This window comes from Exiguobacterium sp. E17S (genome assembly GCF_057772545.1).
The window spans coordinates 1,426,166-1,450,506 of record NZ_JBYLRU010000001.1 but is presented as its reverse complement, the minus strand read 5'-3'; the positions used below and the strand labels follow the sequence as shown (position 1 = coordinate 1,450,506).

The 24,341-nt window shown below is 49.1% G+C and carries 29 protein-coding genes and 2 riboswitches; of the genes, 24 read left to right on the top strand and 5 right to left on the bottom strand.

All coding sequences use genetic code 11. The annotated features are described in order from the left end of the window. Position 1: 1 nt before the first annotated feature. From AC3B4V_RS07490 to AC3B4V_RS07400, 19 genes are all read left to right on the top strand, one after another. Complete coding sequence (locus AC3B4V_RS07490; RefSeq protein WP_023469165.1) at positions 2-466, top strand: S-ribosylhomocysteine lyase; 465 nt, start codon at positions 2-4, stop codon at positions 464-466. After that, complete coding sequence (locus AC3B4V_RS07485; protein WP_149428156.1) at positions 463-1,386, top strand: PLP-dependent cysteine synthase family protein; 924 nt, start codon at positions 463-465, stop codon at positions 1,384-1,386. The genes AC3B4V_RS07490 and AC3B4V_RS07485 overlap by 4 nt, the downstream gene beginning before the upstream one ends. Then, entirely contained in the window at positions 1,379-2,545 is a 1,167-nt protein-coding gene (locus AC3B4V_RS07480) for a bifunctional cystathionine gamma-lyase/homocysteine desulfhydrase (protein ID WP_149427756.1), read from the top strand. Before AC3B4V_RS07485 ends, AC3B4V_RS07480 begins: the two co-directional genes overlap by 8 nt. Positions 2,546-2,602: 57 nt before the next feature. After that, positions 2,603-2,707: riboswitch (SAM riboswitch) on the top strand. Between the two features lie 77 nt (positions 2,708-2,784). Further along, positions 2,785-3,807, top strand: a complete 1,023-nt coding sequence (locus tag AC3B4V_RS07475) for a methionine ABC transporter ATP-binding protein (RefSeq protein WP_023469162.1) — start codon at positions 2,785-2,787, stop codon at positions 3,805-3,807. After that, a complete protein-coding gene (locus AC3B4V_RS07470) occupies positions 3,804-4,469 on the top strand; it encodes a methionine ABC transporter permease (RefSeq protein ID WP_064299452.1) in 666 nt (221 codons plus the stop codon). Before AC3B4V_RS07475 ends, AC3B4V_RS07470 begins: the two co-directional genes overlap by 4 nt. A 32-nt stretch (positions 4,470-4,501) precedes the next feature. Further along, positions 4,502-5,335: a MetQ/NlpA family ABC transporter substrate-binding protein gene (locus AC3B4V_RS07465; protein WP_050678660.1), complete on the top strand. Its 834-nt coding sequence runs from the start codon at positions 4,502-4,504 to the stop codon at positions 5,333-5,335. 79 nt (positions 5,336-5,414) lie between these two features. Beyond that, on the top strand, positions 5,415-6,665 hold the full coding sequence (locus AC3B4V_RS07460) for an MDR family MFS transporter (protein WP_223040728.1): 1,251 nt from the start codon (positions 5,415-5,417) through the stop codon (positions 6,663-6,665). Between the two features lie 133 nt (positions 6,666-6,798). Beyond that, positions 6,799-7,584: a Fe-S cluster assembly ATPase SufC gene (gene sufC, locus AC3B4V_RS07455; RefSeq protein ID WP_023469158.1), complete on the top strand. Its 786-nt coding sequence runs from the start codon at positions 6,799-6,801 to the stop codon at positions 7,582-7,584. An 18-nt stretch (positions 7,585-7,602) separates the two neighbouring features. Continuing rightward, positions 7,603-8,880: a Fe-S cluster assembly protein SufD gene (sufD, locus tag AC3B4V_RS07450; RefSeq protein WP_488378225.1), complete on the top strand. Its 1,278-nt coding sequence runs from the start codon at positions 7,603-7,605 to the stop codon at positions 8,878-8,880. A 1-nt stretch (position 8,881) separates the two neighbouring features. Further along, positions 8,882-10,105 (top strand): cysteine desulfurase, encoded by a 1,224-nt coding sequence (locus AC3B4V_RS07445; RefSeq protein WP_290783271.1) that lies wholly within the window; start codon positions 8,882-8,884, stop codon positions 10,103-10,105. Continuing rightward, a complete protein-coding gene (gene sufU, locus AC3B4V_RS07440; protein WP_023469155.1) occupies positions 10,095-10,529 on the top strand; it encodes a Fe-S cluster assembly sulfur transfer protein SufU in 435 nt (144 codons plus the stop codon). The genes AC3B4V_RS07445 and sufU overlap by 11 nt, the downstream gene beginning before the upstream one ends. Before the next feature lie 36 nt (positions 10,530-10,565). After that, on the top strand, positions 10,566-11,963 hold the full coding sequence (gene sufB, locus AC3B4V_RS07435) for a Fe-S cluster assembly protein SufB (RefSeq protein WP_023469154.1): 1,398 nt from the start codon (positions 10,566-10,568) through the stop codon (positions 11,961-11,963). Between the two features lie 85 nt (positions 11,964-12,048). Continuing rightward, entirely contained in the window at positions 12,049-12,600 is a 552-nt protein-coding gene (locus tag AC3B4V_RS07430; protein ID WP_488378055.1) for a dihydrofolate reductase family protein, read from the top strand. A gap of 146 nt (positions 12,601-12,746) precedes the next feature. After that, positions 12,747-13,820 (top strand): acyltransferase, encoded by a 1,074-nt coding sequence (locus tag AC3B4V_RS07425; RefSeq protein ID WP_373951757.1) that lies wholly within the window; start codon positions 12,747-12,749, stop codon positions 13,818-13,820. A gap of 165 nt (positions 13,821-13,985) precedes the next feature. Continuing rightward, positions 13,986-14,828 (top strand): DUF72 domain-containing protein, encoded by an 843-nt coding sequence (locus tag AC3B4V_RS07420; protein WP_064299457.1) that lies wholly within the window; start codon positions 13,986-13,988, stop codon positions 14,826-14,828. Between the two features lie 21 nt (positions 14,829-14,849). Beyond that, on the top strand, positions 14,850-16,151 hold the full coding sequence (locus AC3B4V_RS07415; RefSeq protein WP_488378054.1) for a bifunctional metallophosphatase/5'-nucleotidase: 1,302 nt from the start codon (positions 14,850-14,852) through the stop codon (positions 16,149-16,151). Positions 16,152-16,213: 62 nt separating this feature from the next. Then, entirely contained in the window at positions 16,214-17,113 is a 900-nt protein-coding gene (gene lipA, locus AC3B4V_RS07410; RefSeq protein WP_023469150.1) for a lipoyl synthase, read from the top strand. 94 nt (positions 17,114-17,207) lie between these two features. Then, positions 17,208-17,585 carry a YutD family protein gene (locus AC3B4V_RS07405; RefSeq protein ID WP_023469149.1) on the top strand — a complete coding sequence of 126 codons (378 nt, stop codon included), beginning with the start codon at positions 17,208-17,210 and terminating at the stop codon, positions 17,583-17,585. An 85-nt stretch (positions 17,586-17,670) separates the two neighbouring features. Beyond that, positions 17,671-18,117, top strand: coding sequence for a general stress protein (locus AC3B4V_RS07400; RefSeq protein ID WP_064299459.1), 447 nt, complete (start codon positions 17,671-17,673; stop codon positions 18,115-18,117). 33 nt (positions 18,118-18,150) lie between these two features. Here AC3B4V_RS07400 and AC3B4V_RS07395 read toward each other — a convergent pair whose 3' ends face one another. Next, positions 18,151-18,426 carry a DUF3055 domain-containing protein gene (locus AC3B4V_RS07395; protein ID WP_023469147.1) on the bottom strand — a complete coding sequence of 92 codons (276 nt, stop codon included), beginning with the start codon at positions 18,424-18,426 and terminating at the stop codon, positions 18,151-18,153. 35 nt (positions 18,427-18,461) lie between these two features. Next, entirely contained in the window at positions 18,462-19,442 is a 981-nt protein-coding gene (gene glpX, locus AC3B4V_RS07390) for a class II fructose-bisphosphatase (protein WP_029342420.1), read from the bottom strand. A 151-nt stretch (positions 19,443-19,593) separates the two neighbouring features. Between glpX and AC3B4V_RS07385 the strand changes: the two genes are divergently transcribed. Further along, complete coding sequence (locus AC3B4V_RS07385) at positions 19,594-20,037, top strand: DUF86 domain-containing protein (protein WP_023469145.1); 444 nt, start codon at positions 19,594-19,596, stop codon at positions 20,035-20,037. A 6-nt stretch (positions 20,038-20,043) separates the two neighbouring features. Beyond that, positions 20,044-20,808: a TIGR01457 family HAD-type hydrolase gene (locus AC3B4V_RS07380; protein ID WP_023469144.1), complete on the top strand. Its 765-nt coding sequence runs from the start codon at positions 20,044-20,046 to the stop codon at positions 20,806-20,808. 42 nt (positions 20,809-20,850) lie between these two features. Here AC3B4V_RS07380 and AC3B4V_RS07375 read toward each other — a convergent pair whose 3' ends face one another. Next, positions 20,851-21,078 carry a NifU family protein gene (locus AC3B4V_RS07375; protein WP_012371190.1) on the bottom strand — a complete coding sequence of 76 codons (228 nt, stop codon included), beginning with the start codon at positions 21,076-21,078 and terminating at the stop codon, positions 20,851-20,853. A gap of 109 nt (positions 21,079-21,187) precedes the next feature. On the opposite strand from AC3B4V_RS07375, the gene AC3B4V_RS07370 reads away from it, so the two are divergent. After that, positions 21,188-21,484 (top strand): DUF1462 family protein, encoded by a 297-nt coding sequence (locus AC3B4V_RS07370; protein WP_488378053.1) that lies wholly within the window; start codon positions 21,188-21,190, stop codon positions 21,482-21,484. Between the two features lie 41 nt (positions 21,485-21,525). Here the strand turns inward: AC3B4V_RS07370 and AC3B4V_RS07365 are convergent, their stop codons facing one another. Next, complete coding sequence (locus AC3B4V_RS07365) at positions 21,526-22,578, bottom strand: NAD(P)/FAD-dependent oxidoreductase (protein ID WP_055968842.1); 1,053 nt, start codon at positions 22,576-22,578, stop codon at positions 21,526-21,528. A gap of 92 nt (positions 22,579-22,670) precedes the next feature. Between AC3B4V_RS07365 and AC3B4V_RS07360 the strand changes: the two genes are divergently transcribed. Continuing rightward, complete coding sequence (locus AC3B4V_RS07360; RefSeq protein WP_023469141.1) at positions 22,671-22,904, top strand: YuzB family protein; 234 nt, start codon at positions 22,671-22,673, stop codon at positions 22,902-22,904. A gap of 77 nt (positions 22,905-22,981) precedes the next feature. Here AC3B4V_RS07360 and AC3B4V_RS07355 read toward each other — a convergent pair whose 3' ends face one another. Continuing rightward, positions 22,982-23,548, bottom strand: a complete 567-nt coding sequence (locus AC3B4V_RS07355) for an ECF transporter S component (RefSeq protein WP_029342415.1) — start codon at positions 23,546-23,548, stop codon at positions 22,982-22,984. Between the two features lie 155 nt (positions 23,549-23,703). Beyond that, positions 23,704-23,846: riboswitch (FMN riboswitch) on the bottom strand. 111 nt (positions 23,847-23,957) lie between these two features. On the opposite strand from AC3B4V_RS07355, the gene AC3B4V_RS07350 reads away from it, so the two are divergent. Beyond that, positions 23,958-24,308: a HesB/IscA family protein gene (locus AC3B4V_RS07350; RefSeq protein WP_029342414.1), complete on the top strand. Its 351-nt coding sequence runs from the start codon at positions 23,958-23,960 to the stop codon at positions 24,306-24,308. Positions 24,309-24,341: the final 33 nt, after the last annotated feature.

The following is a 24,341-nucleotide window of genomic DNA, read 5'->3' as shown; positions in this document are numbered from 1 at the left end:
CATGGCACTTCAAAAAATGAACGTCGAAAGCTTTAACCTGGATCATACGAAAGTCAAAGCACCTTATATCCGCGTCGCGGGTTATAAAGAAGGTAAAGTCGACCAAGTCGTCAAATACGATATTCGTTTCACGCAACCAAACGTTGAGCAAATGCCGATGCGTGCGATGCACACACTCGAGCACTTACTTGCTGAAAACATCCGTAACTACTCGGATGATGTCATCGATGTCTCGCCAATGGGATGCCAAACAGGTTTCTACATGGCGATGATGAACTTCGACTCGGTCGAAAAAATGAGCGAACTCGTTGAGAAGACGTTGAAAGACGTCCTCGCAGCAGAAGAGATTCCAGCGCAAAACGAAGTCCAATGTGGATTTGCGAGCGCACATGACCTCAAAGGAGCGAAGCACTATGCCGAGAAAATGCTTGCCGGTCGTGATGAATGGGACATCGTCTTCGGATGATCGCGAACAACGTCCGCGACCTCGTCGGAAACACACCACTCTACGAGATCACTTCATTCGATTTGCCTGCTGGTACGCGCATTTTGGCGAAGCTCGAATGGATGAACCCTGGGGGCAGCGTCAAAGACCGCCTTGGCATTCAACTCGTTGATGCAGCAATCGAAAACGGACATGTGACACCAGGCGGTACGATCATCGAGCCGACAGCCGGGAATACCGGCATCGGCTTAGCGCTCGCCGCTAAAAAATACGATCTCAAAGTCATCTGTGTCGTTCCGGAAAAATTCAGTCAGGAAAAGCAGACGTTGATGCGGGCACTCGGCGCAACCGTCGTCAACACGCCGACTGAACTCGATATGCAAGGGGCTATCGACCGGGCAAAAGAACTCGGTCAGGAAATTCCGAACAGTTACGTTCCGTTACAATTCGAAAACGAAGAGAACCCAGTCACGTATCAGCGGACACTCGGTCCTGAGCTGATTGCGGACTTGCCGCACATCGACTGGTTCGTTGCCGGTTGTGGTTCAGGTGGTACGTTCGCCGGAACAGCGGACTTCTTAAAACAACGTCTCGGTACAAAAGCAGCAATCGTCGAACCGGAAGGCTCCGTCTTAAATGGTGGTCCAGCCGGTCCGCATAAGACAGAAGGCATTGGAACAGCAAAATGGCCAAGTCTCGTTCCGCGTGAACTCGTCGACGAGATTCATACGATTTCTGACCGTGATGCATTTGACGCGGTTCATACACTCGCTGCTCGCGAAGGATTACTCGTCGGTAGTTCAGCAGGTGCAGCGCTCGTTGCTGCGCTTGATATCGCGAAGCGTCACCCCGGCAGTACGATCGTCACCGTCTTCGCAGACAGTGCCGAACGCTACTTAAGCCAACAAATCTTTGAAAAGGTGGACGAAACTCATGCGTAAGAAGACAGCATTGATTCATGGAGGAACAGGTGTCGACCGGGCAACAGGAGCCGTCACACCTCCGATCTATCAAACAAGCACATACAAGCAGGATAAAATCGGTCAACTTAAGGACGGATACGAATACTCACGGACAGCGAACCCGACACGGACGAGCATCGAACGATTGATTGCGGATCTCGAGGGCGGCGCACGTGGTTTTGCCTTCGGTTCTGGGATGGCAGCGATTCATGCCGTCTTCCACTTGCTTGAGTCTGGCGACCACATCGTCATGACAGATGACGTCTATGGTGGTACGTTCCGCTTGATGCAACGCGTCTTACCGAAGTTCAACATCGAAGTGACATTCGTCGATACGACGGACCTTGCGGCAACGGAAGCAGCGATCCAAGACAACACGAAGATCGTCTACGTCGAAACACCGACGAACCCGTTGTTGAAAGTTACGGATATCGCAGCAATCGCAACGATCGCCAAACGTCACGATCTTAAACTCGTCGTCGACAACACGTTCGCGACACCATATCATCAACAACCACTCGCACTCGGTGCAGATATCGTCTTGCACAGTGCAACAAAATACATCGGCGGACACTCGGACGTCGTCGCTGGACTTGTCGTCGTCAAAGATGATGCGCTCGGCGAAGAGCTTCACTTCATCCAAAACTCGACAGGCGGCGTACTTGGACCGCAAGACAGCTTCTTGCTCGTCCGTGGTCTTCGTACACTCGGTATCCGGATGGATGCGATCGAAGAGACAGCACATGATCTCGTTGCGTTCCTACAAGCGCAAGATATTGTCTCAAACATCTTCTACCCGGGACTTGCATCGCATCCTGGTCACGACATCCAAGCGAAACAAGCGACTGGATTTGGTGGGATGATCAGCTTTGATGTTGGTTCAGCAGCGAACGCAGAAAAACTCGTCGAGGCGACACACTTCTTCACACTTGCTGAAAGTCTTGGTGCCGTCGAGAGTCTGATTTCGGTGCCGGCACGGATGACGCACGCGTCGATCCCAGCAGAACGTCGGGCAGAACTCGGTATCACGGACGGTCTCGTTCGGATTTCAGTTGGACTTGAAGACGCAGAAGATTTGAAAGAAGACTTAACACGTGCTTTCACGTTCCTCGAAAAAGTTTCTGAAAAAACTGTTTGACAACAAAAATAACCCCTGCTAATATTCAGAATATATTCTACAAACTTAATACCGAAACTCTTATCGAGAGTGGTGGAGGGACTGGCCCGATGAAACCCGGCAACCGCGGATCTAATCCGAAGTGGTGCTAATTCCAGCAGACAAAAGTCTGGGAGATGAGAGCAAATGGTTTTGTGTACTGAAAAGTGCGCGCGTTTGCTCTAAAACGCGCGCACTTTTTTATTTTAGGAGGGACAGTTGTGATTCGTTTACAAGACGTAGGAAAGATTTATCGCTCAAAGCGCGGAGCGGTCGAAGCCGTCGCGAATGTCGATCTGACAATCGAGCGCGGTGAAATTTTTGGAATAATCGGTTATTCCGGAGCAGGGAAATCGACCCTGATCCGATTACTGAATATGCTCGAAGCACCAACGAGTGGTTCAATCCAAATCGATGGTGTTGAAATGACATCATTAAAACCAAAAGAATTACGAGGCGTCCGCAAGAATGTCTCGATGGTCTTCCAACACTTCAACTTACTGTGGTCACGGACGGTCGAAGAGAACATCATGTTCCCACTCGAGCTCGGTGGCTTCCCGAAAGCACACCGCAAGGAACGAGTCGCGGAATTGATCCAACTCGTTGGTTTAGACGGACGCGAAAAAGCCTATCCGTCGCAATTATCGGGTGGTCAAAAGCAACGTGTCGGTATCGCTCGGGCACTGGCATCGAACCCAGACGTTCTCTTATGTGACGAGGCAACAAGTGCACTCGATCCGAAGACGACGGACTCAATCCTTGAGTTACTCGTTGACATCAATGAAAAACTGAAACTGACGATCGTCTTGATCACACACGAGATGCACGTCATTCAAAAAATCTGTCACCGGGTCGCCGTCATGGAAGCCGGTAAAATCGTCGAGCAAGGACCGGTCGCAGAGGTCTTCCGTCATCCGAAGCAAGCGATGACGAAGGAGTTCGTCAAACAATTGACGTCGCCTTCGGAAAACGAGTTGACGTTCGCGAAACTACGCGAACGGTACCCAACCGGAAAAATCGTTCAGTTGACGTTCGTCGGATCGACAGCGGAAAGCCCGATCCTCGCGGAAGTCATGAAGGATTCACCGGTCCTGTTCAACATCATCGGCGGAAACGTCGGTCAATCACAGGAAGGGGCACTCGGTACACTGTTCATTCAGTTGATCGGGGAAACAGAAGCAACACAAGCGGTCATCACGAAGCTTCAAGCCAGTGATGTTGAAGTGGAGGTGGATCACCGATGATTTCATTCTTTGACAACCTAGATTGGGACATGGTGTGGGAAGCGACAGGCAGTACCGTCTATATGACGGCAATCGCTGGGGTTTCGACATTCGTTCTCGGTTTGATCATTGGTTTACTATTGTATGCGACAAACGAAGAGTTATTGTTCAAGAATCGGGCGTTCTATTCAGTGTTGAGCTTGATCGTCAACGTCTTCCGTTCGATTCCGTTCATCATCTTACTGATCTTATTGATTCCATTTACGACAGCAATCGTCGGTTCGTTCCTCGGACCAACGGCAGCATTACCGGCACTGATTTTCGGTGCTGCACCATTTTACGGTCGGATGGTTGAACTCGCGTTACGTGAAGTCGATAAAGGTGTCATCGAGGCAGCTGAATCGATGGGGGCGACGAAGTTCCAAATCATCTATAAAGTCTTAATCCCGGAAGCGTTGCCTGCCATCGTTTCTGGTATCACGGTCACACTCGTCTCACTTGTCGGTTATACGGCAATGGCCGGAGTAGTCGGCGGAGGTGGACTTGGGGACATGGCCTTCATCGAAGGATTCCAGCGTTCTCAAAACGATGTCATCGTCATTGCGACACTCTTAATCTTAGCGATCGTCTTCGTCATCCAAATCATTGGTGATTTGCTGATCCGTGCGATCGATAAACGTTAATTCAAATTTTATTCATATTGGAGGAATCATTCATGAAAGTTTGGAAAAAATTCGTAGGTACTGCTGCTGTATCCGTCTTAGCAATCAGCCTTGCTGCATGTGGCGAAAAATCATCAGGATCAGGTAGCGACGACAAGACACTCGTCGTTGGTGCTTCAAACGTACCGCACGCTGAGATTCTTGAGCACGTTAAAAAAGAATACGAAGCAAAAGGCTACAAGCTTGAAATCAAGAAGTTCCAAGATTACGTACTTCCGAACAAAGCACTCGCTTCAAAAGAAATCGATGCGAACTACTTCCAGCATGTACCGTATCTTGAGCAACAAGAGAAAGAAAACAAATCATATAAGTTCGCGAACGCAGGTGGTGTCCACGTTGAACCACTCGGTATCTATTCGAAGAAATACAAGTCACTCGATAAGTTGCCAAACGGTGCAACGATCTTAACGAGCTCAAACGTCGCGGAACGCGGTCGTGTCTTGACGTTCCTTCAAAATGAAGGATTGATCAAACTCAAAGATGGTAAAACGACAGATGCACAACTCGGTGATATCGCAGAGAACCCGAAGAAACTCAAGTTCAAAACGAACATCGAAGCATCACTTCTTCCGCAAGCTTACAAAAACAATGAAGGCGACGCCGTCCTCATCAACACGAACTACGCGATCGATAACGGTCTGAACCCGTTGAAAGATGCGATCGCTTCAGAAGATGAGTCGTCACCATACGTCAACATCATCGTTACACGTGACGGCGATGAAAAAGACAAGCGTGTCACAGCACTTCTTGACGTTCTGCACGAGAAGAAAAACCAAGATTGGATCCTCGACAAGTACAAAGGTGCAGTCGTTCCAGTCAGCAAATAAGTTCACCGAAACCGGCATCCTTCCTATATAATGGAAGGATGCTTTTCATTTGTCTGAAACAGGGGTTAGGGGGAATCATATGCAACGCATTCGTCAACTGCATCCGTTGACACTCGGGGTCTTGTTCGGGACGTTTTTCTCGCGTCTCGGAACGTTCATCACGATGCCGTTCTTCGCCATCTACATGACGACCGTCCTGAAGTTTGATCCGGTCGATGTCGGCTGGGTCCTCAGTATCTCAGCGATCGCCAGCCTCATTATGAGTTTCATCGGTGGTACCTTGTCGGACCGTTATGGACGGCGGGCGATGATGCTTGCCGGAACGATCGGATTCGCGATCGTCTTCATTGCGCTGGCACAAGTCGAGACGTTCTGGGCATTCTTTACGCTCAGTGCCTTGAACGGGGTCTGTCGCTCAATCTTCGAGCCATCTGCTCGTGCCTTGATCAGTGATACGACGGATGAAGCGAACCGGTTGTTCGTCTTCAATATCCGTTACGCGATGATCAACATCGCAGCAGCGATCGGACCGGGAATCGCTTTACTGCTGAGTGCAGGGAACACGTCCGCGACGTTTTACATCACGGCGTTCGTCTATATCGTGTACGGGGTGATGATCGGTATCTTATTCAAACGCCATCCGATCACCGAGACGCATGGTGGGAAAAAGGTCTCGTTTGGAGCAACGGTTCGTCTGTTGCGGACGGATATCGCCTTTACGCTGGCACTCGCCGGTATCATCTTCGGGGTCTTCGGCTACAGCCAGTTCAACTCGACCTTGCCACAGTTCTTGACGGAGACGTCACTCCTTGAAGGCGGGAAGACACTCTATGCGATCTTAATCACGATCAATGCAATCACCGTCTTGATCGTTCAATATCCGATCATGAAGTTTGGTATGAAGACGTCACCGCTCGTCTCGATCACGACCGGGATTGCGACTGTTGCGATCGGATTGTTCATCATGGGAAATGCGAACGCGATCTGGTTGATGATCGTTGCGATGTTCATCTTCACGTGCGGGGAAGTCATGATGTTCACGATGACTGATATCTTGACCGATCGGTTCGCGAAGCCAGAATTACGGGGTAGCTATTTCGGGGCGATGGGCTTGACGTCGATCGGGCAATCAATCGGTCCGATCGCCGGAGGACATTTGTTAAGTTTATATGGAGCGGACCGTCCGTTACCGATTTTCGGGATATTAGCGGGCTTGACATTATTCGGAATACCACTGCTCTTACTGTCACAACGGATTCATCGGGCTTCGACGATCGAGGAACTCGAGGAACCGGTGAAACTTTCGAATGATTCTCAACAAAACGCATGATTTTGAGAAAAATCAACGAGCGATGACGCTTGAATAATACGCGATGTTTCTTTAAGATTAGAATGATACTAAATTAGTAACGCTCGTGTTCTGAATCGTCAGTCACGAAATGAATAGATGGAGGGATTCTAACATGAAGGCTTCACACTTGAAGATTGAAGATCTACACGTCGCGATCGACGGCAAGGAAATCTTGAAAGGCGTCAACTTGGAAATCAAAGGCGGGGAAATCCACGCGGTCATGGGACCAAACGGGACAGGTAAATCAACACTCGCATCAGCATTGATGGGTCACCCATCGTACGAAGTGACATCTGGTTCAGTCACACTCGACGGCGAAGACGTCCTCGACATGGAAGTCGATGAGCGCGCACAAGCGGGTATGTTCCTCGCAATGCAGTACCCAAGCGAAATCAGTGGTGTCACGAACTCCGACTTCCTTCGTTCAGCGATCAACTCGCGTCGTGAAGAAGGCGATGAAATCTCACTCATGAAGTTCATCCGTGAGCTTGATTCACAAATGGGTCTTCTCGAGATGCCTTCAGAAATGGCACACCGTTACCTCAACGAAGGTTTCTCTGGTGGAGAAAAGAAACGTAACGAAATTCTTCAGATGATGATGCTTAAACCAGCGATCGCGATTCTTGATGAAATCGATTCAGGTCTTGATATCGATGCATTGAAAGTCGTCGCAAAAGGTGTCAACGAAATGCGTTCACCTGAATTCGGCTGCTTGATCATCACGCACTACCAACGTCTCTTGAACTATATCGAGCCAGACTTCATCCACATCATGATGGGCGGAAAAATCGTCATGTCTGGTGGTAAAGAACTCGCACACCGTCTCGAAGCAGAAGGTTATGACTGGGTTAAAAAAGAACTCGGCATCGAAGACGTCGAAATCGAAACAAAAGCGTAAGACGAGGGAGGAAGCATGATGACTGTAGAACTGAATCTTGCAGTAAATCGCGAGGCAGTGGCAGAACGTGCGACTCGCTTAGGGGAACCATCTTGGATGGTCGCAAAGCGTCAAGACGCGCTTGATCTTGCCCCAACGCTCGCATTGCCAAAAGTAGAAAAAATCAAGATCGAAGGCTGGAACTTCACAGAAGGTACGACGGAACTTGAAACCGTCACTGGTCTTTCTTCAGATATCGAAGCATTGATTGGCGAAAACCGTGATCATATGCTCGTCACGCGTAACGGACAACTCGTCCATGCGCAAAATAGTGAAGCGGCGAACGGCGTCATCTTCACGACGCTCGAAGACGCATTAAAACAACACCCGGAACTCGTCGAGAAGTACTTCATGACGGAAGGTGTTCAAGTTAACGAAGATCGTCTTGCGGCATTAAACGCAGCACTTCGTAACGGCGGTACGTTCCTTTATGTACCAAAAGGCGTCAAGCTTTCTGTACCGATGCAAGCGATTTACACGCTTGAGCAATCAGGCACAGCGCTTTACCATCACGCGATCATCGTCGCAGATGCCGACAGCGAACTGACGTATATCGAAAACTTCGTCTCTTACGGTGATGAAGCGCATAACGTCAACGTCGTCACAGAAGTCTTCGTTGAAGACAACGCAAAAGTCCTCTTCGGTGGTGTCGATACGTTATCGAAAGGTGCCATCACGTATATGAACCGTCGTGGTGTCGTCAAACAAGGCGCGAAGCTCGAATGGGCACTCGGTCACATGAATGACGGTCACACGGTTACAGAAACAAAAACACACCTCGTCGGAAACGATTCGTTCTCAGATACGAAAGCCGTTACGGTCGGTCGTGGAGAGCAAAAACAAAACTTCAACGTCCGGACGGACCACTTCGGTAAAGGATCAGAAGGCTTCATCTTGATCCACGGTGTCCAAAAAGACGCAGCAACATCGATCTTCAACGGAACGTCGATGATCCATCACGGCGCTTCGAAATCAAACGGCGTTCAAACGGAACGTGTCCTCATGTTGTCTGAAAAGGCACGTGGTGATGCGAACCCAATCCTCTTGATCGATGAGGATGACGTCATGGCAGGACACGCGGCATCTGTCGGTCGTGTCGATGAACTACAACTCTACTACTTGATGAGCCGTGGCCTTTCACGGAAGGAAGCAGAACGCCTCGTCGTTCACGGATTCCTCCAGCCAGTCGTCTCGGAACTTGCGATTGACTCGGTGAAAGAACGTCTCGTTCAAGTCATCGAAGGGAAAGTAAACTAATATGGGAATCGATGCATCCATCCGCAATCAGTTTCCGATCCTCGACCAACAGGTCAACGACCGGAAACTCGTCTATCTCGATAGTGCGGCCTCTTCGCAGAAGCCGCTCGTCGTCATCAATGCGATTGACGACTACTATAAGACGATTCATTCGAATGTGCACCGTGGCGTCCATACGCTCGGAACACGAGCGACGGATGCGTACGAAGGTGCGCGTGAGAACGTTCGTCGTTTCATCCAGGCGCAACACCATGAAGAAATTATCTTTACCCGCGGCACGACGACGGCGATCAACATCGTCGCGTCAAGCTACGGTATGGAGCATGTCGAAGAAGGCGACGAAATCGTCGTCACGTACCTCGAACACCATGCGAATCTCATTCCGTGGCAACAAGTCGCTAAACGCAAAAAAGCGAAGTTGAAATACGTTGATTTGACAGCGGATGGTCGCGTGACGGTCGAAGCGGTCGAAGCACAACTGTCTGACCGGACGAAGATCGTCGCGATGGCACACGTCTCGAACGTTCTCGGTACAATCAATCCGATTAAAGAAGTCGCTCGTCTTGCGCACGCTCGCGGTGCCGTCATGGTCGTCGATGCTGCGCAAAGTGCGCCGCACCAACGGATCGATGTCACGGATCTCGATTGTGACTTCCTCGCTTTCTCCGCACACAAGATGTGTGGTCCGACAGGCGTTGGTGTCCTTTACGGGAAAAAGGCATTACTCAATGCGATGGAACCGGTTGAATTCGGTGGTGAGATGATTGATTACGTTGGTCTTGAAGAGTCGACGTTCAAACCGTCTCCATATCGTTTCGAAGCGGGGACACCTATCATCGCAGGAGCTGTTGGTTTATCGGCAGCGATTGATTTCTTAGAAGAGATTGGTTTAGAGAACGTCGAAGCACACGAACGTGAACTCGCGCAGTACGCGATGGCACAAATGCGTGACATCGACGGACTCACGATTTACGGTCCGGAAGAACGCGTTGGACTCGTCACGTTCAATCTCGGTGATGTCCATGCACATGACGTCGCAACCGTCCTTGATATGCAGGGAATCGCGGTTCGCGCCGGTCACCACTGTGCACAGCCCCTGATGCGTTGGCTCGGAGCGAGCTCGACGGCTCGCGCTAGCTTCTATCTCTACAACACGAAAGAAGAGGTTGACGCACTCGTGACAGGACTTCGCCAAACGAAGGAGTATTTCAGTCATGGATTTTAACAATCTCGATCACTTGTATCGTCAAGTGATCATGGATCACTATAAAACTCCCCGAAATCGCGGTGCGATCGAGGGGGGCGTCACGATCGACATGAACAATCCGACGTGCGGCGATACGATTCGTCTCCAGCTCGCGATTGAAGACGATGTCGTCCGTGATGCGAAATTTGACGGGGAGGGCTGCTCGATCAGCATGGCGTCTGCTTCAATGATGACGCAACTCGTCAAAGGTAAAACTATCGAAGAAGCCTTACGACTCGCGGATATCTTTTCGGACATGGTCCAAGGAAAAGACTATGACGACGAATCGTTCGACCTCGGGGACGTCGAGGCACTCTCGGGTGTTACGAAATTCCCGGCACGGATCAAATGTGCGACACTTGCCTGGAAGGCGCTCGAACGCGGCGTAGAAGAAGGGAAGTAAACTTCGGTCACAAGCAAGTAAGAGGAGGAAATGAACATGGCAAAGAACATGCCGGAAATTGGCGATTATAAATATGGTTTCCACGATCGCGATATCTCGATCTTCCGTTCTGGACGCGGCTTGACGACTGAAGTCGTCGAAACGATCTCGAAAATGAAGGAAGAACCACAATGGATGCTTGATTTCCGTTTGAAATCACTCAAGATCTTCAACGAACAAGCAATGCCAGCGTGGGGTGGCGATCTCTCAGAATTGAACTTCGACGACATTACGTACTACGTCAAGCCGTCGGAACGTGCAGAGAAATCGTGGGATGAAGTACCGGAAGAAATCAAACGTACGTTTGATAAGCTCGGTATCCCTGAAGCAGAGCAAAAATACTTGGCAGGTGTCTCGGCTCAGTACGAGTCAGAGGTCGTCTACCACAACATGAAGGAAGATCTCGAAGAAATCGGTGTCGTCTTCAAAGATACAGATACAGCCTTAAAAGAGAACGAAGATATCTTCCGTGAGTACTTCGGAAAATTGATTCCGCCAACAGACAACAAGTTCGCAGCATTGAACACAGCGGTCTGGTCAGGTGGATCGTTCATCTACGTACCAAAAGGCGTCAAAGTCGACACGCCGCTTCAAGCCTACTTCCGCATCAACTCGGAAAACATGGGTCAATTCGAGCGGACATTGATCATCGTTGATGACGAAGCATCGGTTCATTACGTCGAAGGATGTACAGCACCGGTCTACACAACGAACTCGCTTCACTCAGCGGTCGTTGAGATCTTCATCAACAAAAACGCTTACTGCCGTTACACGACGATCCAAAACTGGGCGAACAACGTCTACAACCTCGTTACGAAGCGTGCAATCTGTGAAGCTGGCGCAACGATGGAATGGGTCGATGGTAACATCGGTTCGAAACTGACGATGAAATACCCAGCCGTCATCCTCAAAGGTGAAGGTTCACGTGGTATGACATTGTCAATCGCAATCGCTGGTAAAGGTCAACACCAAGATGCGGGTGCGAAGATGATTCACTTAGCACCGAACACATCGTCGACGATCGTCTCGAAGTCGATCTCAAAACACGGTGGTAAAGTCACGTACCGCGGTATCGTTCACTTCGGACGGAAAGCGACAGGTGCACGTTCGAACATCGAATGTGATACGCTCATCATGGATAACCAATCGACGTCGGATACGATTCCGTACAACGAAATCCTCAACGATAACATTTCGCTCGAGCACGAAGCGAAAGTCTCGAAGGTCTCGGAAGAGCAATTGTTCTACCTCATGAGCCGCGGGATCTCACAAGAGGAAGCAACGGAAATGATCGTCATGGGCTTCATCGAGCCATTCACGAAAGAACTTCCAATGGAATATGCGGTCGAAATGAACCGTCTCATCAAGTTCGAGATGGAAGGTTCAATCGGATAATTCGTCTTACTCTCTCATCTACGGATGAGGGAGTTTTTTTCATGAAATGGTTATTCGGGTAAAGAGTGAAAAAGGAGGGATTACTATGCGTGACATCGTCTATTCCTTTCAAGTCTCGCTTGACGGTTATATCGAAGATGCGTCAGGCAGGATCGATTTCGCTTCACCGGATGCGGAATTACATCAGTATTTCAATGACTATGAGAAAGCGTTTGATACCCATGTCTACGGACGTCGTTTGTACGAGATGATGCAATACTGGGAGACAGCGGATCAGGAAGACGAGCCGATTATCGTTGAGTATGCGAAAACCTGGCAGGCGCTTGAGAAGGTCGTCTTCTCACGGACGCTTGACGCTGTCGAAGGAAATACGCGGCTAGCGACTACGTCGCTTGCCGAGGAACTTCAAGCATTAAAAGCATTGCCTGGAAAACAGATTGCGATTGGTGGGGCGACGCTTGCTGCTGAAGCAATTGAGCTTGGACTCGTCGATCGCTATCATGTCGTGATCTACCCCGTTCTGCTCGGTAGTGGAAAACGGATGTTTCCGGTGTTCAATCAACCCCAGACGCTACGGTTAGTCGAAACACGCGTCTTTGCTTCCGGATGTATCGCGTTATCTTACGAAAAAATCTAATCTTCACAAAAAAGACTCTCTTATTTCAAAAGGGATTCTTTTTCGTTACATCCGATAAAATTTGGATATTATCATTTAATTTGGACGAAAATAGATTATAATAACTTTTGTGAAAAAATATATAAACATGATTAAGGTGTGAAAAAATGAAATTTTATCAAGAAATTCCTGTCATTCGATCGATTGCGGCAATCATGGTCGTCGCTGTCCATGTCATCGCCGGTTTGTATCATTCGAAAGGGGAATTCGAAAATGAAGCGATTGGTTACATCGATCAATTTTCTCGGATTGGTACGCCGATCTTTGCCATCATCAGTGCGTTTCTGTTGATGTCGATGGTCCAGCGCAAAGGATTCGATTTCGGAACATTCGTCAAGTCACGTTTCTCTAAAATCTTTATTCCTTACCTGATTTGGAGCACGATCTACCTCGTGTATCGTTATCATGTAGAAGATAGTTTAAAACCAGGTATGCCGCTATCGGATTACTTCCTTTATGGAACAGCAAACTTCCATCTGTACTTCATTTTGACGGTACTTCAGTTTTATGTCGTATTTCCGGTACTTGCACGACTTAAGAAAGGAACATTGCTGCTTGTCGCGACAGTGGCGGCGATGGGCGTCAACTACTTCTGGCTGACTTCAGGAAGTTTAACGACAGACATCGAGTTTCTGGATCGACTCGTCAATAGCCGATCTTTCTTACTCAATTGGATTGCCTATTTCATGATGGGGATTACATATGCCGTCTATTATGAAGAGATTCAACAGATTCTAAAGCGTCATCGGACAATCTTATTGCTGATCAGTGGATTGATCATCCTTGATATTTGGGTCAGCATCGATTTAGAGCGGACGTATACGTCGACGAATCTCTCGAATTTGGTCTATATCCCGTTCGTCCTCGTCGTCTTGAACTATGTCTTCCGCCGTGTCCAGACAGATGCGACAGCGATGCGCATCTTCCAAACGATCGGAACACATTCGATGGGGATCTACCTAATTCATCCGCTCGTCATTCGCGGAATCGGTCGGACGGATCTCTTCGCTTACTTCGACTCTGCGAGTATGTTCATTTGTGCGATGATCGTCACGCTTGCGGCTTCGATTTCTGTCTCTTATGTGATCAGTTTATTGCCGTACGGAAACTATATCGTTCCGGTTCCAAAACGAAGAGCTCCTGCTCCGAAAATCGTCGAGGCACAGTCTACTGCTTCATGATGAGAACGGTGACTAGGCATCCTTTTCCTTCCTGCATGAGTAGGGAGGAGAGGGATGTCTTTTTCTGAAAAAGAGTGTTTGCTTAGGAAGCATCGAAGAAGAAATCCCGGATTCTGCTATGCTATGATGAATAGGTAGAATAGAACATACGAGGGGGAAGAGAGCATGATATATATCGGTGTCACGGGCTGGGGAGATCATGATAGTCTCTACTTGACCCCGCAAGATCGTAAAGAGAAACTGGCTGCCTATGCCGGTCATTTTCCAGCGGTCGAGGTCGACTCGACATTCTATGCGATTCAACCGGAACGAAACTATGAGAAATGGACATCCGAGACGCCGGACGGTTTTCGCTTCATCGTCAAGGTTCACCGGGCGATGAGTGGGCACGACCGGGATAATAAAGATCCGCTCGGACCGATTTTTGAACAATATATCGCGTCGATCGAACCGATGCGAAAGAGTGGAAAGATTGCGGCGATCCTCGTGCAGTTGCCGCCCTGGTTCGATGTCAGCAAAATGCACTTGGAATATTTGCAAACGATCCGAAAGTCACTTGCCGGACTGCCGGTCGCGATCGAGTTTCGGAATCCCTCGTGGTATTCGGAAGCTTATCGGGAGCGGACGCTCCGTTTTCTGAAGGAACATCAGTTCATTCATACGATTTGTGACGAACCGCAGACGGAAGATGGTTCCGTACCATTCGTACCGGTCGTGACGCAGGAGACGGCATTCATCCGCCTCCACGGACGAAATAAAGCCGGTTGGTTAAAGAAACCCGGTCAAAGCAGCGAAGATTGGCGAAAAGTCCGCTGTCTCTATCGGTATTCGGAAGACGAGCTACAAGAACTCGCAAGTCACGTCCGCGACGTTGCAGCGGAAGCAAAGGATGTCTATGTCTTTTTTAATAACAACTCAGCAGGAGATGCTGCCCCGAATGCGAAACGATTAATCGAGATTCTCGATCTTGACTATGAACTCGCGCCGCGACAAATCTCTTTGTTCTAAATCATCAAGGGGGGCTTCTGCATGAAGTTACACATCATTCACTATAATGATTTGCACTCGCACTTCGACATGTGGCCTCGCTACATGTCCTTCGTCAAGGAACACCGGACATATGATTCGCTCGTTTTTGATCTCGGCGATCATGCGGACCGTGTGGATCCAGCGACGGAAGCAACAAAAGGAAAGATCAATACGCATCTACTGAATGCGTTGATGCCGACCGCAGTGACGATCGGGAACAATGAAGGCATCACGTTTCCGCATGACTGGTTAGCGAATCTCTACACGGAAGCGGACTTTCCGGTCCTCGTCTCGAATTTAGAAGCGCCGTTTGCCAAACAAGGGGTTATTCACGAATTACCGACCGGCAAAGTCGGCGTCTTTGGTCTGACGGCACCGTATATTGAACTATACGGTTTACTTGGTTGGACGATCGAAGAACCGTTTGACGTCGCAGCGCGTGAAATCGAGCGGTTGCGTCAAGAAGTCGACGTCTTGATTTGTTTAAGTCATCTCGGTTTCTATCAAGACGAAGAACTGGCGATGCGTTTTCCGGAACTTGATTTGATCATCGGTGCGCATACGCATCATGTCCTTGATGACGGTGTCGTCAAGAACGGTGTCTTGATCACCCAAGCGGGAAAACATGGACAATATGCAGGTGAGATCTACATGAATACGGATACGGGTGAGAAGGAAGCGGTCCTTCACTCCTTGCACGATTACGCCGAGGATGAAGCGACGGCGAAACTACTCGACCGGGAACAATATCTCGCGGAACAACAGATGAAGGAGCCGATTGGCGAGACAGCAGGTCTAGCCAATGACTGGTTCAGCGAGTCGCCATTCTCACAATTGCTTGTCGAGACGATGCGCGACTGGTGTGATGCGGATATCGCTTGTCTCCCCGCAGGCATTCTGCTTGGGTCACTTCCACCAGGTCCTGTCTCTGCCTTTGATTTACATCGACTCTGCCCGCACCCGATCAATCCCTGTAAGGTGACGATGACCGGTGTGGAAGTCCAAACTTTCCTCGACGAAGTCAAAACAGATCAGTTCGAACAACTAAAGGTTCGTGGTCTCGGTTTCCGTGGTAAGTTGATGGGGCGGATGCATTATGCTGGTTTGGCGGAACATCAACCGCTTGAGCCAACGCGAAACTATACGGTCGTCTTGCCGGATATGTTCACATTCGGTCCACTCTTCCCAGCGATCAAAGAAATGCCAAAAGAATATTTCATGCCGGAATTGTTACGGGATTTGTTGTTCAAACGCTTATCGGAGAAGTCGGAATATAATGAATTGCCTGTTCGCAAACCCTGATTGTTTGTTATACTAAAGCAGACATTAATTGACTTTTTGGGGATGAAGGGGGAAGCGAAACCATGGGACGCGGAGAAATCCAACGTAAACCGGAATGGTTGAAAATCAAGCTGAATACGAATGAAACCTACACAGAATTAAAAAGTATGATGCGCGAGAAAAAGCTACATACTGTCTGTGAGGAAGCAAAGTGTCCGAATATCCACGAGTGTTGGGCGGTACGCCGGACGGCGACGTTCATGATTCTCGGAAGTATCTGTACACGTGCGTGCCGTTTTTGCGCCGTGACGACAGGACGTCCAAACGAACTCGATCTCGAAGAACCAAAACGTGTCGCGGAATCCGTTCGTTTGATGAACCTGAAGCACGCGGTCATCACAGCGGTTGCTCGTGACGATCTGAATGATTTCGGAGCAGGCGTTTACGCGGAGACGGTCCGTGAAGTGCGTCGGATGAACCCAGAGACATCAATCGAAGTCTTGCCTTCAGATATGGGTGGGAACTTTGAAGCGTTGAAAACGCTGATTGATGCACAGCCAGACATCATGAACCACAACATCGAGACGGTCCGCCGTCTGACACCGACCGTTCGTGCGAAAGCCACTTACGACCGGACGCTTGAATTCCTTCGTCGTTCGAAGGAACTCGCACCTGAAATTCCAACGAAGTCGAGCTTGATGCTTGGTCTTGGTGAGACATGGGAAGAGATTCTTGAAACGATGGATGATCTTCGCGCAAATAACGTCGACATCATGACGATCGGTCAGTATCTCCAACCGACGAAAAAACACCTCGACGTCATCAAATACTATACACCGCAAGAGTTCGCTGAACTGAAGCAAATCGCCCTCAGCAAAGGGTTCTCGCACTGTGAGGCAGGTCCACTCGTTCGTTCGTCGTATCACGCGGATGAACAAGTCAACGCAGCGAAAAAGAATAAAACAGCACTTCCGATCGACTAATGATCAAAAACCGTTCGAGCAGTTGCTCGGACGGTTTTTCGTCTGCCAGGCGAAATGGAATATGCTATGATAAGAACAGCAGGAGGTGGGAATAATGATACAAGTCAATCGGGAACGTTATGAGGTCGTCGAAGAGAAGCGCGAAGGTTTTAATGAGGAAGCATTCATCGGTCGTTTCAGCGACGTCCTTGAGAAATATGATTATATCGTGGGGGACTGGGGGCACGGTCAATTACGGCTACGTGGCTTCTATGAGGATCAACACGAGAAAGCGACATTCGATACGAAGATTTCGCATGTGGCGGATTATCTCTACGAATACTGTAACTTCGGATGTGCCTACTTCATCGTCAAGAAGATCGGATTGGTAGAAGGAGAAGAAGCACCACCTCGCTTCGACGGTTCTTCATCCAATACGTTGAAGTTGAAACGGAAGTTCGCACCTGCACCAGAGAAGACAGAAAGCGAGTAATCAAACTGTCATACAGAAAAGCGTTTCTAGTGGACGGAATTCGGCTATTACTATAAGTATCATGTACCTATAGGGGGAACTATCCATGCGAATCGTTGGAATTTACTCATCCGTACCAGAAGTCGTCAGTGCCGTGCACGATCTCCGTGTTGCCGGTGTCGTCTCGACTGATTTAAAAGTTTTAGCGCACGACAAATACGATCTCGAACAAATCGAGGAATTGGCGGATTTGAACAACCAACAGACATCGACGCGTCTGTCGCAGGAAGATCATCGCAATCTCTGGCAGGAAATCAAAAGCATCTTCAAAAAAGATGATACGGTCTCTCATGGAGACGCCATCCACGGAAGTGGCTTGACGAAGGAAGACGTCGATCGTGCGAATCATGCGGTCGAAAGCGGTCAATTCGTATTACTCGTCGGTGATGAAGCGGATCAGCATTCAGAGCGTCGTGCCCATGACGAGTCAGACAATACGAACGTCTTCAGCGGACCGAACACACTAAATGAACGAAACGATCGTCTCTTATAAGAAAAAGCCTTCGTCCGCGGACGAAGGCTTTTTTCATAGACCGATATAAGCGCGCAGATACATCTCGAGTTCCGTTGCCGCATCGTCTTCGACGTCAAACGCCGTCGCGATGTAGCCAGGTTCATCAAAATCGTCCGCACCGATGATCGCATAGCGATTCGATAAGAGATTCAAGACGAGAATCTTACCGTAAAAATGCTCCGAGTGGGTGATGGCGAGATCAAACCGACTGGCTTCTCCAATCCAACTGACGAAGCGTGTCTTCGTTTGTTCGACATCATCATATAAAAAATCACGTTCTTCCATCATTCAGCTTCCCTCATTTCCCTAACATCTGTTTCAGATTAAAGGGTTTGGGGGACTTTTTGCAAGTATGGTTTACGCGATAAGCTATGCTCGGCGATGACTTTTCGAATCGTCCGTGTCTTTGAACGCATGACAAGGGATGTCGTCTCAACGATATCATCCGTCAAGAACTTAACGCCATCGAGCATTTCGCCCGTCGTGACGCCTGTCGCGGCAAAGATACAGTCGTCGCTTTTAATAAGGTCATCAAGCGTCAAGAGTTGAAGCGGATCTTCAAGTCCCATCCGGATGACACGAGCAGTTTCTTCCTCGTTCATCGGATGTAAGCGTGCCTGCATGTCGCCGCCCATTGCTTTAACGGCAGCAGCCGTGATGACACCTTCAGGAGCACCGCCTGTACCGATGAAGATATCGATTCCTGTCGCAGGAGAGAGTGGTGCGATTCCAGCCGAGACGTCGCCGTCTTCAAATAGACGAACCCGTGCGCCCATCCGCATCGCGGCTTCGCGGAAGTGATCGTGACGTGGGCGATCCTGCATGATGACAGTGACGTCTTCAATCCGTTTATTGTTGTATTGAGCTGCTTTTTCAATGATGACTTCAAGTGGATCGTCGAGCGAGACGTGCCCTTTTAAGTTCGGTCCAACTGTTAATTTATCCATATACATATCCGGTGCGTGGAGCAGGGCACCTTGATCGGCGACGGCGATGACGACCATCGCATTACCGAGACCTTTGGCGACGATATTCGTACCTTCGAGAGGGTCGACGGCGATGTCAACGATTGGACCGTTTGCTGTTCCGACACGTTCGCCGATGAAGAGCATCGGTGCTTCGTCGAGTTCGCCTTCACCGATGACGACCGTTCCGTTCATGTTGACCGTGTTCAAGACTTCGCGCATCGCAGTCGTTGCTGCATCATCCGCTTCATTTTTCTTACCGCGACCAATCCATTGAGCAGAAGCTAGTGCTGCTGCTTCCGTAGCGCGTACGATTTCCAGTGCGAGTTCCCGTTCCATGTATATAACCTCCACGTCACCAATGTGACATACTATTTTCAGCGAAAATCTAAATTGAGGATAACACATTGGGGAATGTGATGCAAATGACCTTTCTGCTTTTCAGGATTGCCGGATAACGATAAAATGGAGGATGTGAGGGGGAATGAAGATGTATTTCGTCAATCGTCAAAAAATCGAAGAGACGGTCGTCTGTTATGAGACGGCACTTCGACAAAGTAAGGAAGTTACGGGGGATCCGGTGACGACGGCACTGGCTATGGAACGGATCGGTTTTTTAGTCATCGAGAGTGTCATCGACATCGGAAACAGTATGATTGATGGATTCATCATGCGGGATCCGGGAAGTTATGAAGATATCATTCTCATTTTAGAAGATGAGAAGGTCATCGATGGACCGCTCGCGACGAGTCTGAAGAAGCTCGTTGCGTTACGTACGTTGATCGTCCGGTCATTCACACAGTCGAGTATGGCGGAGATTCGGGCGGTACTTGAGACAGAGGAAGCAGAACTACGTCGTTTCCCGGAAGCGATTCGCCGGTATATCGAGACAGAACTCGGACCGGTGTCTGCATTTTTACCAAACGAGGAGTGAGTCAGGATGAAGGCAAAAGGCTATTTATTTGATTTAGATGGAACGATGTATAACGGAACGGAACCGGTAAAAGAAGCGGTCGATTTCGTCAATCGTCTGCAAGCAGAAGGCATTCCGTATTTGTTCGTGACGAATAATGCGTCGATGACGGCAGAAGCCGTGGCGGAGAAATTACGCGGGATGGGTGTTCATTCCGATGCGAAACACGTCTTGACGAGTGCGATGGCGACTGGTCGTTATATCGCTGATCTATCACCGAAAGCGCGCGTCTATGCGATTGGTGAGACAGGACTGATTGATGCGCTTGAACGGGAAGGGTTAGACGTCGTCGCAACGGAAGCGGCAGATTACGTCGTCATCGGTCTCGACCGTCAGATCACGTATGAAAAACTCGCTGTCGGTGCCCTCGCGATTCGTGCCGGTGCTCGTTTCATCTCGACGAACGGAGACATCGCCATTCCGACAGAACGTGGATTCTTACCAGGAAACGGTGCCTTGACGTCCGTCCTGCGCGTGACGACGGAGAAGGAACCGTTCTTCATCGGCAAACCGGAACCGGTCATGGTCGATATCGCAACGGAGATGATTGGTCTGTCAAAAGAAGACGTCATCATGGTCGGGGATAACTACCATACGGATATCCTATTCGGAATCAATGGAGGCATCCGGACGATGCACGTCAATTCTGGCGTCCACACACCCGTCTTCATTCAAGGTCAGGATCGTCAACCGACATACATGGTCGATACGTTAGCCGAATGGATTCTATGAATCAAAAAATCCCGAACGAGAATTCGTTCGGGATTTCATGTATTAGAAGACTTGTTCGACTTCAACGACGCCAGCGACTTCTTCAAGAAGGGCACGTTCGATACCGGCCTTCAATGTGATCGTTGAACTTGGGCAGCTACCACAAGCTCCCATCAAACGGAGTTTTACGATTCCGTCTTCTACATCTACGAGTTCAACGTCTCCTCCATCACGAAGAAGGAACGGACGCAATTTTTCAAGAACTTCATTCACTTGATCAAACATTTCCATGCGTAAACACATCCTTTCGTATAGTTTCATTGTAACAGGGTTGAAAAATGTTCTCAATCTGGAAAACTTGTATACTAAAGAGGAGAGAATTGAAAAGGGGGACTTCAAGATGGAAATCACGGTTTATGGAACAGCGGTCACTTGTCCGAGTTGTGTCGGGGCACCCAGCTCGGAAGAGACGTTCAGTTGGCTACAAGCTGTCCTCGGACAGAAATATGAGCAAGCGATGACGCTACGCTATGTCGATTTCGAGACAGCAACAGCGGATCAATGGACGGAAGCCTTGAAAGAGGATGTCTATTTTTATCCACTGATCGTGCTTGATGATGAGATGATTGACGAGGGGTACGTCAAGCTGAAGACGATCACGGCAGCGATTGATGCAAAGTTAAGTCAGACGGGGTGAACGACAAAGAGGTATCCCAAAGATCGGGACACCTCTTTTGTTCATTTAATCTTTTTGTGTTTCCATAAGACACCGGACTTTAAGAGACGTGGGACTTTCCCCGTCAGCGCTTGCTTGCCCATGACGATCCCAAAACCATCTGATTTCCCGAGCGATCCGAGCATCCCGCGCAATTTGATTTCTGGCAGTTTCGGCAATTTTTTCCCTTGCCATTTCGCTTGCAAGACATCGACGACTTGTTCTGCCTGATGTTCTGCGAGTTGACCGCTTGGTGCATACGGCAAGCTGGCACAATCGCCGATGACGAAGACGTTATCGTATTCTGGTACATGGTGATGTTCCGTCAATTTGATCCGACCGCCACTGTCTGCAGCAAAGCCGAGATCACGAACGACCTTGACCGGCTGCGTACCTGCCGTCCAAATCGTCAAGTCCGACGGGTACGTATCGTCGCCGTTTCGCACGTCGTCCGCCGTGACGAGCGTGACGTTCGAATTGTTGATGACCTCAACGTCATGCTCCTCGAACCATTCCTGGACGTAAGACGAGACTTTATCGGATAAGAATGACAAGACGGATGGACCGCGGTCGAACAGACGAATCGTTAAATCTTTCCGGCTCTCATGCAGTTCACTGGCAAGTTCGACACCAGATAGACCAGCACCGACGATCGAGACGACGGACCCCGGTGACAAACCACAGATCGCTTGCTGTGTCTTGCGCGATTCTTCAAGTGTCTGGATGCTATATGTAAACTCTTGAGCACCCGGAATGTTGTGGTATTTATCCTCGCAACCGAGGGCGATGATCAAGTCATCATAGAATAATTCTGATCCGTCCTGCAGGTGGACCGTATTCGTCTCTGGTGAGATTTTAATGACATGTCCATATTTATAAGTAAGATGTTTCCCCTCCGGAAATTCAATCCGGACATCTCGATCTGATAATGTACCTGCTGCGAGTGCGTAATATTCCGTTTTGAGTGCGTGGTACGGTAGACGGTCGACGAGCGTGACGGCAACTTCCTCGTCCTTGAATCGCTCACAAATCCGCATTCCACCATATCCTCCGCCGAGTACGACCAATTGCTTCATAACGTAAAATCCCCCTTAGTTCCCCTAAATCAGTCTGACCTTGTATAATACGACATGAGGCAGGTCGTTTCCTGCTTGAAGGAGGAAAAAAAGTGAATCCGATTATTGAATTTTGTATCAGTAACTTAGCGGCTGGTACACAGGTCGTCATGGAGCAACTCGAACGTGACCCTAACGTCGACGTCGTCGAATACGGTTGTCTCGGCTATTGCGGCATTTGTTCGCTTGATCATTTTTGTCTCGTTGATGGTGAGACGGTCGTAGGCGAGACGCCGGAAGAGTTGCTTGAAAAGATTTACCTAAAAATCGAAGAGAATGAGCTGTGAGCACGAACAGCCAAAAAAAACCCCTCGTTCGTCTGAACGAGGGGATTCGTGTCCGTCAGCGGGCGCAGCTTTTCGGATCAGGCAGATTGTTGACGGCGCATCATCCATGGTCGTAGTTTCAAGAACAACGGAATGAAGAGTGCCGAGATGAACAACGCCTTGATGACGTTAAACGGTAAGATACCAGCTGTGATCGCTGTCCATTTGACAGCTGGATCCGCCATGTAGTCCATACCAAGGAACCATGCATACGCTGGAAGGATCAAGATATAGTTGAGAATCGCAAGACCGAGTGCCATCGTGATCGTACCAGCGACGAGACCAGTTGCGAGACCTTGTGTTGATTTCTTTTTGTGGTAGAACCAGCTGACAGGAAGCACGAATGCGACACCAGCAGCGAAGTTCGCGAATTCTCCGACCGGAACACCACTTCCGCGGAAGATGTAGTATAGCACGTTCTTCAATGCTTCGACGATGACACCTGCGACCGGTGAGAACATGATCGCTGCGACGAGAGCAGGAACATCACTGAAGTCAATCTTCAGATAGTTCGGTAAGAACGGCAGTGGAAAATTGATAAGCATAAGAACAAACGAGATTGATCCTAACATTGACAGAGTGACCATTTTTTGTGTGCGTTTCATACGAGTATTGTCTCCTTTTGCTCGTTCCTCTCGATGAAGTATTGGCATGACTGCGTCCATAAAGAAACCCCTATTGATGAGATCAACAGGGGAGAAGTCCGCATTAAATAAACCTAATCGATTGTTGCAAAAATCGATCAAATTCAAACTCATGCCGCCATCTTCTCCCATCCAGACTGTACTGTCGGCTCCTGAATTACACAGAATCAGCAAATAGCGCCCTATTCGCTCGCGGGCTTCAACTCAAGAAGAGTTGTTTACCGCCGGTCGGGAATTTCACCCTGCCCTGAAGATGGAACGATTATTTTGTTGTACATACCATTTATACAACGAATTCAAGATAGTTTCAAGCAACTAGGTTTCGATTCGCTCAGAAGTTGCGTATACTAAAGAAAAGGAAGGTGATGACATGATCCATTTAACGGAGGCAGCAGCGCTACAAGTCCAGGACATGATGGCGCAGGCACCAGCAGATGAACGGAATCTTCGGATGCTCGTCCAAGGTGGTGGATGTAGTGGTCTGTCGTACGGAATGGGATTCGACCAACAGAAAGAAACGGATCTCGTTTTCGAACAGCACGGCGTGACCGTCATCGTGGACGAAAAAGATTATCCGGTCGTCAAAGGACTGGAAATCGATTATAAGCAGTCGATGCTCGGCGGCGGATTCACGATCACGAATCCGAATGCCATCGCAACATGCGGTTGCGGGACTTCGTTCCGGACGGCAACGAATGCTGGGACACCGGGTGGCTGTTAATGAATCCAATCGTGGACATCGTCCACGATTTTT